Source organism: Parasphingorhabdus sp. (genome assembly GCF_036568145.1).
Classification (GTDB): domain Bacteria; phylum Pseudomonadota; class Alphaproteobacteria; order Sphingomonadales; family Sphingomonadaceae; genus Parasphingorhabdus.
The window spans coordinates 140,676-154,940 of the sequence record NZ_DATCTC010000023.1 but is presented as its reverse complement, the minus strand read 5'-3'; the positions used below and the strand labels follow the sequence as shown (position 1 = coordinate 154,940).

Genomic DNA, 14,265 nt, shown 5'->3' with positions numbered 1-14,265 from the left:
GTAAGACCGCAATGATTGGAAAGAATTTTCCGTATCCATGAAATATTAGGAATGAAATATTGTGATTTGGCTTTTGGAAAAAAAGGCTTATAGTATTAAGAGCGTCAGATCGAAGGGGACATTTGACGGCGCGGAGAGGGTTAGTTGGAAGGAATCAAAATGACTGCATCCGCACATCATGAGCCAGTGACAAAGGGCCGTTCCAATGGTGATCGCCTGCCTATGAGAACTGTGCGCTGGGATAAGAAAATGAGCAACAACAGCGCTGCTGCGTTGCTTGTTTATACCATGCTGCAAATTTTCTTTGTGCTTAAATTCATTGAAACCAAAGGCATGTCGATTGCGCCTTATTTCGGATTGGTATTGCTGGTCGGTGTCATCATTCCTGTTTGCCGCAAATATGAAAAGCGCTGGCGCGATGTGGATTCTTTTGGCCTGTCGGAGCGCAGTCTTGCAGCCCGTTTTCGCAAGGACCAGATTTCGCTCTGGACATTGACACTGGGCATACCGCTCGTTTTCATTGGTATGATCCTGCTTATCAGGGCGATCTTTTAATATAACCGGGTTAATAACTGCCCTCAAAACAGGTTGTTTGGCGGTCAAAGGCCGATAGCGCCGTTGACCTTGAGGCCGGGCGTATCTATGTCCTGCTCATGTTAAAGCCAGAAGAAGCGCAGGACCGCGCCGACGCCCTTATCTCCCAAGCTAAAAAAGCCGGCGCTGATGCCGCCGATGCGATTTATGTCTGCGACGCCTCAACTCAGGTGCAGATGCGGCTGGGCAATCTGGAGGATGTGGAGAGGTCCGAGGGTGAGGAAATCGGCCTGCGGGTCTTTGTCGGCAAGCGGTCGGCCACTGTTTCATCATCGGACATGGACCCGGTGATTTTGTCTGCACTTGTCGGGCGGGCCATGGATATGGCGCGCGAGGCACCCGAAGACCAATATGCCGGGCTTGCCCCCGAAGAGCTGATCCTGAAATCGCTGCCCGATATCAAGATTGACGGCGATGATGGCGCTGATCCCGATCCGGCGATATTGCGGGAAATAGCATTGAAGGCGGAGGATGCTGCGCGGGCTGTGGAAGGTGTTACCAATAGCGAAGGCGGCGGTGCCAGCGCGGGGCGTTCGATTGTTGCTCTGGCCACCAGCCATGGTTTTTCCGGCGCTTATTCCACCAGCGGCTATGGGTGTCATGCAAGCGTGATTGCTGGGCAGGGCAACGCAATGGAGCGGGACTATGCCTATGATAGCAAGCGGCACTTTACAGACCTTGATACGCCGGAAGCGATTGGTAAAGAGGCGGGAGAACGCGCAGTCGCCCGGTTGAATCCGGTTGATTTCAAATCCGGTGCGATGCCCGTTATATTCGATCCACGGATCAGCAATTCCCTGCTCGGCCATTTTATCGGTGCGATTGCCGGCAGCGCGATTGCGCGGAAAACAAGTTTTCTGCTCGACGCCCTGGACACGCAGGTTTTCGACAGCGCGATCAATATTATTGATTGCCCGCACCGCAAGCGCGGCTTGCGTTCGAAAATCTTTGACGGAGAGGGATTGCCGACGGCCAAGACCAAATTGATCGACAATGGTCGCTTGACGCAGTGGATCATGGAAAGCGCTTCGGCGCGTCAGTTGGGATTGCAGCCAACCGGACATGCCTCTCGCGGGGTGGGCGGTGCGCCCGGAGTCAGCGTGACCAACCTTCACATGAACGCCGGATCGGTTAGCAAGGCCGATCTAATCAAAGATATTAAACACGGTGTTTATATCACTGAATTAATTGGGCAAGGTGTGAACCCGGTAACGGGTGATTACAGCCGCGGCGCAGGTGGTTTCCTGATTACTGATGGCGAAATTGGCGCGCCGGTTTCGGAAATCACCATTGCCGGGAACCTGAAAGCCATGTTCGCCAGCCTGATCGCTGCGGATGATCTGGAATATCGCTATGCCATCAACGCCCCGACATTGCGGACCGATAGCATGACCGTGGCCGGTGGTTAAGCATTTAGCATATAGCATAGGCGCACCGCCGTATTTTGGGCGGACCTATGGTTGAAATTGACTATAACCAGCTTGTAACCATCGCCAAAGAGGCAGGACAGCTTGCCATGGCGGGGTGGTCCGCTGGCGTATTGTCACAAGATGTCTGGGAAAAAACACCCGGCCATATTGTCAGCAGCGTCGATATCGCCATTGATGATCTGCTGAAAGTGCGGCTGCACAAACTGCTTCCGGAGGCTGGCTGGCTTTCTGAAGAAACGGCGGATGATAGCGGGCGACAAGGCAAGGATTTGCTCTGGGTCGTCGATCCGATTGACGGCACCAAGGATTTTGTCAAAGGCAAGACCGGCTGGGCAATCTCGATTGCGCTGGTGGAACGGGGCGTGCCGGTGTTCGGGATTTTGGAAGCGCCCGCAATGGGGGAAACATGGATCGCCAAGGCGGGCAGCTTTGCCGAGGTCAATGGCCGCGCGATAATCGCCAGTAACCGCGCCCGCTATGACGGCTCGCGCATACCGCTCGACATCGCGGATCTGCCGTCGGATATCGACCTTTCCCCTGTAGCAAAACCCAACAGCATTGCGCTGCGTATGGCGATGGTGGCGGATAACCGGGCAGATCTGGTCGCGTCTATCCGCTGGGGCTATGAATGGGATATCGCCGCCGCGCATGTGATCGCCAACGAAGCGGGGGCTCAGGTCACTGACGCGCTTGGCAACGAACTGCGCTACAATAGCGAGCATGGGAAGGCCTTTGGCGTGCTGTGCTCTGCAAAAAAGATCCACAACGCTGCGGTTGAGCGGCTGTCACAAATTGCAGCCGATGTTCTGGCGCGGGATTGACGGTTTAATCTGCAAGCGGCCCAATCTCTCTTCCCCACCGAAGGAGGGCCGGGATTGGGTTCATCCCAAATCCTCAATCATCAGATCTGCTGTCGCCTTGGCACCGCTGACAACTCCGGGGATACCGGCCCCCGGATGCGTGCCCCCTCCGACAAAATAGAGGTTGCTGATAATATCATCGCGGTTATGCACCCGGAACCACGCGCTTTGCGTGAGTAGCGGCTCCTGACTGAATGGGCTGCCCAGATAAGCATTAAGGTCGCGGCCAAAATCCTGCGGTGTATAATGAAAGCTGGTGACGATACGGTCATGGATATCGGGAATCAGGCGATGGCCGATCTCGTCGAGAATATGTTTTTCGTAAACCGGCCCCATTTTTTTCCAGTCAATCGGCAGTTTTCCCTGATGCGGTACGGGGGCAAGTACATAAAAACTGCTATCGCCCGGGGGCGCCATGTCGGGGTCGGTGATTGTCGGATGGTGTAAATACAGCAAATTATCACCCGGTAGCACGCCGGTATCATAAATATCCTTTAACAGCCCTTTATAGCGCGGACCGAACAGCATCATATGGTGCGGAATCCCCGGCCATGTGCCTTTTAGTCCGAAGTGGACGATGAAAAGAGAGGGTGAATATTTCTTTTTCTTTAGCGCTGCAGTGGCTTTCCTGCTGCGATGCTTGTGAGCCAGAAGATCGCGGTAACTGTGCATGACATCGGCGTTGGAAGCAACGGCATCAAATGCCTCACTCCACCCCGATTTGCAGGTGATGCCAGTGGCGCGGTCGCCCAGCGTGTCGATGCTGGTCACAGGGTCGGATAAACGGATTACGCCGCCGAGCCGTTCAAAATGCTTTACCATGGCGGCTACAAGCATATTCGTCCCGCCTTTCGGGAACCACACCCCGCCAGCCCGTTCCAACTTGTGGATAAGGGCGTAAATGGCACTGGTTGTCATGGGATTACCGCCGAGGAGCAGGGATTGAAATGACAGGAACTGGCGCAGTTTTTCATTCTTTACAAAGGTTGAAACCATTGCATAAACAGAGCGATAGGGTTGAAACTTCATAAGCGCTGGCGCAGCGCTAACCATGGATTTGAAATCAAGAAAGGGCGCGGTGCCAAGCTTGACATAGCCTTCTTCATACAGCCCTTCGCTATATTTCAGGAAGCGTTTGTACCCTTCCACATCGCTCGGTTCAATTTTGGCAATCTCCGCTAAAAGCGCGTCCGGATCGTTGACATAATCAAAATTCGTACCGTCCGGCCAGTTGAGTCGGAAAAAGGGCGATACGGGAAGCAACTTGATATCCGCAGCCATGTCGTGACCGGTGAGCTCCCAAAGCTCGCCAAGGCAATCGGGATCGGTAATGATCGTCGGTCCGGCGTCAAAGATGAACCCGTCTTTTTCCCAATAATAGGCCTGCCCGCCTGGCTTGTCGCGGCCTTCCACAACGGTTGTCTGGATACCTGCCGATTGCAGACGGATGGCGAGCGCAAGACCGCCAAAGCCGGAACCGATGACAGCCGCTTTCTTGAACAGCTCGGCTTGCTGATATTGGTTGCTTTTGCTGTTGGCTGTTCCGCTCATCGTAATTCCGTCCAGCCATATTTGAATATGATGGGAAGCGCCTCTGCCAAAAGAACCGGCGGACAACCGGCCAGTAGGGAAATGCTGCCCATTCTGTTACTGCTACAGGCATAGATACGCTTAATCAATTTTTTGTCCTTGATATGGGTATTTTCCAGCGTGCGATGTGGCAATCCCGCTTTGGCCCTTTGATACATCCTGGCGCAGTCCTTGGGATAAAATATGTAGTCATACCAGTGTTTAAGCGCAGTTTTTTTGCAAAAACTTTCACAAGTTCCTCCTGACTGGGTTCCGGCATGGCGGCAATCGGAAAGGCTGGAAAGAAATATAGTTTGCAGGAATGAACAATTTGTTTGGATCCTTTACAAGTTTGCCGCATTAACATGATATGGTTCATAAAATATCGACAAAATCCGGCACGGCGGCTCGCTGTATAAGTTTTGGTGCGGCGCTATTATTTTCCTCCACCGCTTATGCACAGAACGAGGATCCTCAGCAGGGACCGCCCGCTGCAGAAAATGTCTTTGCAGGCGACTATGTGACTATTGGTGCAGGCGTCAGGGTCGGGCCCAGCTACGCTGGATCCGATGATTATAACATATCTCCTTTACCAGTAATTATTGGCAGCATCTCGGGCATTGATTTTCAGCCACGCGGCCCCGGTTTCGCGGTGGACCTGATTCCAGACAAGAGAAACGCAAAAATAGATTATATCCTTGGGCCGGTCGCCGTTGCCCGCTTTGACCGAAAAAGTTCGATTAAGGACGATGTTGTAAAGAGTCTCGGCAAACTGGATATTGCCGTCGAATTGGGCGGGAACGCGGGTATTCAGGTGAACCGGGTACTACATGACTATGACTCATTAACCGCTCAGTTTGATATGCGCTGGGACGTTGCAGGCGCGCATAACGGGATGGTGATGAATCCATCGCTGACTTATTTCACGCCGATAAACCGCGCAGTTGTGGTCAGCTTTTCGCTCAACGCTGATTATATGGATGACGATTTTGCCGACTATTATTACAGTATTGACCCGGCAGGATCAGCGGCAAGCGGACTTCCCGTCTTTGCAGCAGATGGCGGCTGGAAAAGCGTTGGTGCATCCGTTTTTGCTGGTATTGATCTTGATGGCAATGCGGCGAATGGTGGGTTCAGCCTGTCCCTTATAGGCAGCTATTCCAAATTGCTTGAAGATGCAAAGCGTTCTCCAGTCACCTCGATTCGCGGCAGCTCAAACCAGTTTACGGGCGTTATCGGTCTTGGATATACGTTTTAAAGCTACTTAATCGACATCCTCAACATCGACCTTTTCACCCGTCACCCGCTGCGACAATGCGGCAGCAATAAAGGGGTCGAGCGCACCGTCCAGCACATCGGAGGGTGCGCTGGAAGTCACGCCTGTGCGCAGGTCTTTGACCATCTGGTATGGCTGTAACACATAAGATCTGATCTGGTGGCCCCATCCGATATCGGTTTTGGCCTGATATTCACCGCTGGCTTCTGCCTCGCGGCGCTGCAATTCGGCTTCATATAGCCGCGCTTTCAACATGCCCATGGCGGTGGCGCGGTTTTTATGCTGGCTACGGTCGTTTTGGGAGGCGACGACGATGCCGGTTGGCTGGTGAGTGATACGCACAGCGCTGTCGGTTGTGTTGACATGCTGTCCCCCTGAACCAGAGGCACGGTAGGTGTCGATTTTCAGGTCGCCCTCGTTAATCTCCACTTCGAAACTGTCATCGATCACCGGATAGACCCAGACACTGGAAAAGCTGGTATGGCGTTTGGCGGCGCTATCAAAAGGGGAGATACGCACGAGCCGGTGGACGCCGCTTTCGGTTTTGGCAAAGCCGTAGGCATTCTCGCCCTTGATTTCGAGCGTTGCGGATTTGATCCCGGCCTGATCTCCTGCTTGGTAATCGACCATAGAGACTTTATAGCCGCGCGATTCTGCCCAGCGCTTATACATACGCAGCAGCATCTCGGCCCAGTCCTGACTTTCCGTCCCGCCAGCGCCGGCGTGAATTTCCAGATAGGTATCCAGATTGTCGGCTTCACCCGACAGCAATGCCTGCACCTTGTCACGGTCTGCGCGGTCAGCAAGTTGAGCCAGCGTGGCGACGCCCTCATCCGCAAGAGCATTATCGCCTTCTTCCTCTGCCATCTCGATAAATTCGAGGGCGTCGTTCATTTCTTGCTGGATTTCTCTGGCCGCAGTGATCGATTCATCCAGCCGCCGCCGCTCAGTCATTACAGCCTGTGCCGCCTCCTGGTCATCCCACAGAGTTGGATCTTCCACCCGCGCGTTCAGTTCATCCAGCCGCCGTAAGGCAACATCCCAGTTGAGTGAGGTTCTTAGCAGGTCGAGCGCTGCGTTGATCCGGTCCACATGCGTTTGAGCTTCCGCACGCATTACAAAATCTCCAATAATAGCTTGGCGCTTCGATTAGACGATATGACGCTGATGTAAACAGGCTATGTTAGCAGCTGAGTTATGAGGGGGCGGCCTCGGCTTCACCCGAACCGTTTTTTCCCGGCCATTGCCCGGTGCGCCATGGCCATGGTGGTTAGCTGTGCATTAACGCGGATACAGCTTGGCATCACGCTGGCGTCAGTGACATAAATATTTGCGGTGCCGTGGACGCGCTGGTCCAGATCGACCACGCCTTTGGACGGATCAACGTTGATCGCGTTGCCGCCATGAGGGTGCGAGCTGGACAGGACAACATCATCCGGTTCGGTAATGGCATTGGCATAAAATTCGTCGATCTCCGCATCACTCATAATATTGAGCAAGGTCTGGCCCTTTAACAAGGCGGGATAGACCTCTATCGCGCCGTTCAGAAAATGAACCTTGGTCATCGTAGCCAATGCGCGGCGGAGCAGGGCAAGCTCAGGTTCACCGACTTTCAGTTTCAGCTTGCCATCCTCCATTTTCCCCAGGCGGTCTGCCGGGAACAAAACACCCGCCGAAACCAGTCGGTTATAGTTCAGCATCCGGCGGAAATGTTCGTCAAACCATCCGGGAACCAGCGTCGCCATGCTCATCGGCGGCTGAAAATGGCTTTCGATCAGATAATCGCCGCGATCAACATAGGTCGCCATCTGGTCCTCATTCCAGGCATTCACCTCGTGGCCTTCGGGCATCAATGCGACTACGGGGCAAGCGATGTTGAGAGAGATGCCGCTGCCGCTATTGGGAAAGCCGCTATTGATTAGCAAATTGCTTGAGGCCAGTGCACCTGCTGCGACGACTACGCCTTTGCGTACGGCTATTCTACGTTTGCGGCCATCGCGCAATGTGACATCCACTGCTTCGGCTATGCGTGTTCCATCTGCATTTTCTTTCCAGACGATACGCCTTACTTCGGCGCGGTCCAATATCCGGGCGGGTTTGTCACGCTGCGCGCTGGTGGCGTGGGAGAGGAAGCTTTCCGGCATTGCTTTCTTGCGGCCATAGGGGCAGCCGGTGTTGCAATAGCCGCAATAGACACATTCGCAATCAGGTGTCTGGGGACCATAATTTTTCCTGAACCATGAGGTGACGGCTTGCTTGTCCATCGGGTCAGAAGATTTGGCAGCATATCTGTTCCAGCCTTCCAGCAGATGCGGCCCATTGTTACGCCCCGTTAGTGCCGATAATTGGGACACTTCCAGCATGCTTTCCACCGCTTCATAGCTGGTGCTCAGTTCCGCTTCGCTTACTGGTGCACCAAGGTCCGCCCAGGTTTTATAGACATCCTCTGCCTGCGGATGGACAAGGCCAGCCTGCTTCATTCGTAAACAGATACCATTGTTGATGACGGTCGATCCGCCCACCACGCGGCCCTGAAATATGATGACATCGCGGTCCTTTGTGGTTTGCAAGGCTCCGTCCTTAAACAAGCGCGCCGTCATGCGCGCTTCTTCATGGGTGATGCGCGAAGAAGGGTAATTACGGCCCGCCTCCACTATCAGGACGCCGTGCCCCTCATCCGCTACCGCTGCGGCGGCGACCGCTCCCCCGGCCCCGGAACCGATGACGAGGACATCGACTTCCTCCGGGACTGCGCCATGACCAACAAAAACTTCGGATGTCAGGTCGCGTTCGGTTTTCCGCTCCACGGCCACTTCGTTCGGAGCTGACCGGTCGCGCTGGCCGGGTAGGTCATATCTTAGCCGCTGGTAAATCGGATTATCAAAATTGGCTTCTTCATCACCATGTTCCCAATGTCCGTAATAGCCTGCAAGGATGACGCCTTTTGTGCGGGCAATATCCTGAAAAAGGTCTACGCGGCTATGTTGCAGGCGGCGGCGTATCAGCGTCTGGCGTACTTTGGGGGATGCCAGAAGGAAGAACGGGCCGCCCAGGATCAGGAACAGGCCATATAGTGCCATTCCGATTTCCTTTGGCTTGTCGCCATCAATATTGGAAAAATGCTCTTGCAGATTCTCAACCACCTGATCGGGGGAGATCGCCATCGGTGTATCATGGAACAGTGCTTGTGTTAGCGCCTTTAACATACGCGCTTGCAAGGAGTTGAAAGGTTTCTGCATTACCTCTTCCTATTATTCGGCATCATGCGAGAAGCGTCGTCGGGCTTTTTTCGACAGGTTGAGAGCTAACGGCACTCTCTCGCCAATAAAAATCCCCGGCAAGCCGTTAAGCTGCCGGGGATGATTTGACCTAATTCAAGAGGATTTTACTCTGCTAATGGTGCAGCGGCGCTGGGGTCTTCGGGAAGGCCGCCGAGCTGAGTCACCATTTTCGTATAGGCATCCAGATAGGCAAGGGCCATGACTCGGCCAATCTGCGTATTGGTATAACCACCGCCAGCCGCGCCGGCCAGCACGCCGCCAAACAGTCCGCCGGCACCGCCGCCGAATTTCACATCGGATTTACGTGAATAGCCTTCTGTAATGCGCTCCATCTCGGTGGTGCGTACATTGACGAGCGAGAGGGTTACGTTGGCTTCTTTTTTGTTGACTTTGATACCGCCAACTATGCCGCCAAAAACACCACCGCCCAGCGCACTGGCGATCCCGCCCAGTCCTCCGCCGCCACCGGAATTGCTATTGGCGGAAATAATGTCCGGAACGATGACATAGTCTGCTGCTTTCACCTGCCGTTTACCGATATTGGACCCGCGCTGCAATTCACCGGAATCGCCCAGTGCCCGTTCGACAGCTCTACTGGCAAGTCCCTGGCCGCGATCAACCAGACCGAAACAGCCAGAGCGCGCGACAAATGTTTTGATCAATGCTTCAGGGGAGCCCAGTTCATAATTTACCCACCAGCGATTTTCCGGTTCGACAATGGCAATGGTGCCAAGCTTTTTATAGCAAACAGGGATTTGCGCTACGCCACGATCCTGTGCCTGTTGCCCCTTGGATTTTCCGGCAGCCAAAGCGGCTCCGCCCGAAAGAGCGAAAGATGATATGGCTATTGCGGTAGTAATTTTCTTTAACATTTTAATGCCTCCACTTCAAAAATACACTGCAAACATAAGAACTTGGATCGAATGATATTGGGCAGCTAATAAGTCGGTCTGCTACCCAGAAAAAGTCATGTTCGATCCGTAAGCTGTAAAAGTTAATAGCGTAATAGGGTAGCGTTAATGTGATCTATAGCACGTTTTCGACATTTAATTATCTTGCCTCACATCAATTTGAGCATCTGTTCGCCTATCAAACTGCCCGCCAAACTGATAGCGGTCGACCGTAACTCTTTTCTTTTGGAATTATACCGTTAGCATGGCCGAAACTGTGAAGTTCTGGAGTGAAGAGAGGAATATCTATGCGGCATATTGCGATCATTGGATCGGGACCAGCGGGCTATTATACTGCCGAGGCGGCGCAGAAAAAATATGGCGATGGCGTTACGATTGATATTATCGACCGAATGCCCGTACCTTTCGGTTTGATTCGCACCGGCGTTGCCCCTGATCATCAATCAATCAAAGCCGTATCCCGCCGCTATGAAAAAACCGCGCTTGGCGACAATGTGCATTTTGCTGGTAATGTAAATGTCGGGAACGATGTCAGCATAGCGGAACTGCAAAATCTTTATGATGCCGTGATCTTGGCAACCGGCGCACCCGATGACCGGCCCCTAGAAATAGAAGGTAGCGATCTGCCCGGTGTGATTGGTAGCGCGGCATTTGTCGGTTGGTATAACGGGCATCCCGATTATAAGGATCTTGACCTGCCGCTTGATGGAAAATCGGTTGCAATCATCGGCAATGGTAATGTTGCTTTGGATGTCGCACGCATATTGGCAAAGACGGAAAAGGAATTTGCGGGCAGCGATATTGTTGCCCATGCGCTCGATTGGTTGAGCCATAGTAATGTGGAGACAATCACCTTGCTTGGACGGCGCGGCCCGCACCAGATTGCAATGACGCCCAAGGAGTTGGGAGAACTTGGACAGCTAGAGCGCGCTCAGCCTGTTGTTGAAGCGCATGATTTTCCGGATGAAAGCGCGGATGCTCTGCTGGAACCGGGTATGCGTAAATCCGTTACCCATCTGCGCGACTTTCTGGCCCGCGAGGCTGAGCTTGCGGACAAGCCGGTCAAAATTAATTTCGACTTTTTTGCTATGCCGGTGGCGATAGAGGGCAATGGCAAGGTCGAGAAACTGGTCGTAGAAAAAACAAAGCTCGACGCGGACATGCGCTCTGTGGGTACAGGGGAACATTACGAGTTGGACTGTTCGATGGTGATTAGCTGTATCGGTTATCGCACGCCGCCGATTGAAGGCGTTCCCTATGAACATGGCCGGGGTCGGTTTGCGAATGATGAAGGCCGGATATTGCCGGGGCTTTATTGTGTCGGCTGGGCACGGCGTGGACCAACCGGGACCATCGGCACGAACAAACCGGACGGCTTTGCGATTATCGAGGCGGTGGCAGAAGACATCGCAGCAGGAGCGAATAAAGAGGGCCGCACAGGGCTTAACCGACTACTCGCAAGCCGCGGTGTGGAGGCTGTTTCATTTGCCGACTGGAAAAAGATCGAGGAAGCGGAAATCGCCAATGCGCGCGACGGTGCACCGCGCGAGAAGTTTACTAATGTGGCCGAAATGATCGCTGTACGGGAAAGCTAGGACAGCCACTCGCGCAAAATGGCGTTCACCTTTTCCGGCGCTTCCTGTTGCACCCAATGGGAAACACCGGGTAGGCGATGCAGTTCCAGATTGGGAACCCATTGCTGCGTTCCTTGCGTGCAGTTGATATTTAGAGCGCTGTCTTCCTCTCCCCAGATCATCAGTGTGGGCGCATTGATACTCCCGTTACCCAAGTCGATACTATCCCCGTGGCGCAGCAAAGCGCGGTAATAATTGATCATTGCCGTGAGTGAGCCTGGACGCATAGCGGCCTTGGCAAAGACTTCTAGAGCCTCGTCCGGAAAATTGCTCTGATCGCAGGCCATGTTGGAAAATGCCTGTTTGATCGCTTTCCCATTACCGCGAGAGAGCAGGAATTCGGGTAGCCATGGAAGCTGGAAAAAGAAAATATACCAGCTCCTGCGCAATTGCCGCCAGTGGCGCATTTCTCGTCTGGCCACCATAGGATGTGGCACGTTCATAATGACAAGACGCTTGAGCGGCCGGATTTTCTGTATCGCAAAGGCCCAGGCGACAACGGCTCCCCAATCATGCGCGATCAACGTGATTTCTTTGGCACCGCTGGCATCGATGAGCGCCGCGACATCGGCGCAAAGATGATCTAGCGCATAGTCGCGCACCTCCGCTGGTTTGCTCGATCCGCCATAACCGCGCATATTGGGCGCCCAGACCCTGTAGCCAAGCTCGGCCAGCAACGGAATCTGGAACCGCCAAGAAAAATGCAATTCCGGAAAACCGTGAAGGCATAGCGCAAATTTTTCGCCAGAACCCGCTTCGGCCAGTTCAAAACTCTGACCATTGGCCTCGATCTGTTTGATCGTTATCCCGCTGGATAAAGCGGATTCCCAGGTTGAATTATCATCCATAAGTCATGCGATAACAGAAGATGACTTTAATCATCCAGTTAAATCTGTTACGCTTCAAAAAAAACAATATGGAGAGAGTCGATGCATGATTTGGTAATTCGTGGTGGAACGGTAGTTGATGGCACGGGCGGGGAGCCCTTTGTTGCTGATGTTGCGATAGATGGGGACCGAATCTCTTTGGTCGGAACCGTGACGGTACAAGGGCGCGAAGAAATCGACGCGACCGGCAAGGTCGTTACGCCCGGTTTTGTTGATATTCACACCCATTACGACGGCCAAGCGACTTGGGACGATGAAATGGCTCCGTCAAGCTGGCACGGTATTACAACTGTTGTCATGGGCAATTGCGGAGTCGGATTTGCACCTGCACGCCCTGACCGCCATGACTGGCTGATTGGCCTGATGGAAGGGGTGGAGGATATTCCCGGCACGGCGCTGGCCGAAGGGATGACCTGGAATTGGGAGACTTTTCCCGAATATCTGGACGAGCTGGAAAAAATGCCGCGCACCGTGGATGTCGCAACCCATGTCCCGCATGGTGCCGTGCGCGCTTATGTGCTGGGCGACCGGGAGCGTCCCGGGGCGGTGCCGACCGAAGCCGATATTGAGCAGATGTCGAACATTGTTGAAGATGGCTTGAAAGCCGGAGCGCTTGGTTTTTCAACTTCGCGGACGATCCTGCACCGCTCGGTCGATGGTGAGCTGGTGCCGGGGACGACCGCTACAAAGGAAGAGCTCATCGGTATTGGCCGTGCAATGGGCCGCGTTGGTTACGGCGTGTTTGAAATGGCATCGGACCTTAACCGCGAATGGGATGAATTTGGTTGGATGGGTGACCTTAGCCGCGAGACAGGGATGCCCGTAACCTTTGCTGCCTTGCAATCCATTGCCAAGGAACAATCTCTGGACGAGCAAATAGCCAATATGCGCGCGCAAAATGACAATGGCGCGAATATCGTCGCCCAGATTGCCTTGCGCGGCAACGGCATCGTCATGGCGTGGCAAGGCACAGTCCATCCGTTCATCCGCCACCCTAGTTGGATGGCGATGGAAAATCTGTCGTGGGATGAGAAATATGCAAAGCTGAAAGATCCCGCATTCAAGGCGCAACTGCTGAGCGAAGAGAGTGTGCAGCCTGATGTTGTCGATATGATCCCGGTATTCATGATCGTTACACAGGGCTGGGCGGCTCAGTTCGAGATGGATGAGGATTTCAATTACGAACCGGGCGCCGATGAAAGCATAGCATCACGCGCGCAGGCTGCGGGTAAATCACCGGCGGAATATGCCTATGACCTGTTAATGGCGGATGATGGCAAGGGCTTTGTCTATTTGCCATTGCTCAACTATATTGACGGTAATCTCGATTTTCTGGAAAAATTGCAACAGGCAGACGACACGGTGAACAGCCTGTCTGACGGCGGCGCGCATTGCGGCACGATTTGCGATGCGGCGAGCCCGACCTTCATGCTGGAATATTGGGTGAAAAACCGTGATCGCGGCACGATCAGCCTTGAACATGCGATCAAGCGCCAATGCTACGACACGGCGCGGCTATATGGTTTGAATGATCGCGGATTGTTGAAACCCGGCTATCTTGCCGATGTAAATGTGATTGATATGGACCGGATCAAACTGGGCAAGCCGTGGCTGGCCTTTGACCTTCCTGCGGGCGGTAAGCGTTTGCTGCAAAAGGCCGATGGCTATGATTATACGATCAAGTCCGGGCAAGTGACGTTCAAAGGCGGCGTCGTGACAGACAAACGCCCCGGCGTCCTGATCCGTGGCCCACAACAAGTGGAAATGATGCAAGCGGCTGAGTAGAGGTTCGGCCTCTCTCCGGAAGGAGAGGGCCGAAACTG

General features: G+C 53.7%; 12 protein-coding genes. 6 read left to right on the top strand and 6 right to left on the bottom strand.

The genetic code is table 11. From position 1 onward, the window contains the following. Window positions 1–159: 159 nt before the first annotated feature. From VIN76_RS08590 to VIN76_RS08580, 3 genes are all read left to right on the top strand, one after another. Entirely contained in the window at window positions 160–555 is a 396-nt protein-coding gene (locus VIN76_RS08590; protein ID WP_332041424.1) for a hypothetical protein, read from the top strand. 98 nt (window positions 556–653) lie between these two features. Then, on the top strand, window positions 654–2,003 hold the full coding sequence (locus VIN76_RS08585; protein WP_332041423.1) for a TldD/PmbA family protein: 1,350 nt from the start codon (window positions 654–656) through the stop codon (window positions 2,001–2,003). 47 nt (window positions 2,004–2,050) lie between these two features. Beyond that, window positions 2,051–2,845, top strand: coding sequence for a 3'(2'),5'-bisphosphate nucleotidase CysQ (locus tag VIN76_RS08580; RefSeq protein ID WP_332041422.1), 795 nt, complete (start codon window positions 2,051–2,053; stop codon window positions 2,843–2,845). Window positions 2,846–2,905: 60 nt separating this feature from the next. Here the strand turns inward: VIN76_RS08580 and VIN76_RS08575 are convergent, their stop codons facing one another. Both VIN76_RS08575 and VIN76_RS08570 read right to left on the bottom strand, forming a co-directional pair. Further along, a complete protein-coding gene (locus VIN76_RS08575) occupies window positions 2,906–4,435 on the bottom strand; it encodes a phytoene desaturase (RefSeq protein WP_414696318.1) in 1,530 nt (509 codons plus the stop codon). Next, window positions 4,432–4,632, bottom strand: a complete 201-nt coding sequence (locus VIN76_RS08570; RefSeq protein WP_332041421.1) for a hypothetical protein — start codon at window positions 4,630–4,632, stop codon at window positions 4,432–4,434. The genes VIN76_RS08575 and VIN76_RS08570 overlap by 4 nt, the downstream gene beginning before the upstream one ends. A 191-nt stretch (window positions 4,633–4,823) precedes the next feature. On the opposite strand from VIN76_RS08570, the gene VIN76_RS08565 reads away from it, so the two are divergent. Then, window positions 4,824–5,711: a MipA/OmpV family protein gene (locus VIN76_RS08565; RefSeq protein ID WP_332041420.1), complete on the top strand. Its 888-nt coding sequence runs from the start codon at window positions 4,824–4,826 to the stop codon at window positions 5,709–5,711. A gap of 6 nt (window positions 5,712–5,717) precedes the next feature. Here VIN76_RS08565 and prfB read toward each other — a convergent pair whose 3' ends face one another. From prfB to VIN76_RS08550, 3 genes are all read right to left on the bottom strand, one after another. Next, window positions 5,718–6,845, bottom strand: coding sequence for a peptide chain release factor 2 (gene prfB / locus VIN76_RS08560; RefSeq protein WP_332041419.1), 1,128 nt, complete (start codon window positions 6,843–6,845; stop codon window positions 5,718–5,720). A gap of 101 nt (window positions 6,846–6,946) precedes the next feature. Then, window positions 6,947–8,968 (bottom strand): GMC family oxidoreductase N-terminal domain-containing protein, encoded by a 2,022-nt coding sequence (locus VIN76_RS08555; protein ID WP_332041418.1) that lies wholly within the window; start codon window positions 8,966–8,968, stop codon window positions 6,947–6,949. Window positions 8,969–9,114: 146 nt separating this feature from the next. Continuing rightward, window positions 9,115–9,882 carry a CsgG/HfaB family protein gene (locus VIN76_RS08550; protein ID WP_332041417.1) on the bottom strand — a complete coding sequence of 256 codons (768 nt, stop codon included), beginning with the start codon at window positions 9,880–9,882 and terminating at the stop codon, window positions 9,115–9,117. A 326-nt stretch (window positions 9,883–10,208) separates the two neighbouring features. Here VIN76_RS08550 and VIN76_RS08545 point away from each other — a divergent pair, with 326 nt between their 5' ends. Then, on the top strand, window positions 10,209–11,516 hold the full coding sequence (locus tag VIN76_RS08545; protein ID WP_332041416.1) for an FAD-dependent oxidoreductase: 1,308 nt from the start codon (window positions 10,209–10,211) through the stop codon (window positions 11,514–11,516). On the opposite strand, the gene VIN76_RS08540 is transcribed toward VIN76_RS08545, so the two are convergent. Then, window positions 11,513–12,403, bottom strand: coding sequence for an alpha/beta hydrolase (locus VIN76_RS08540; protein ID WP_332041415.1), 891 nt, complete (start codon window positions 12,401–12,403; stop codon window positions 11,513–11,515). The genes VIN76_RS08545 and VIN76_RS08540 overlap by 4 nt on opposite strands. Before the next feature lie 81 nt (window positions 12,404–12,484). Between VIN76_RS08540 and VIN76_RS08535 the strand changes: the two genes are divergently transcribed. Next, the gene (locus tag VIN76_RS08535; RefSeq protein WP_332041414.1) at window positions 12,485–14,227 is read left to right on the top strand and encodes a D-aminoacylase; all 1,743 of its coding nucleotides are present in this window, start codon (window positions 12,485–12,487) and stop codon (window positions 14,225–14,227) included. The last annotated feature ends 38 nt before the right edge of the window (window positions 14,228–14,265 follow it).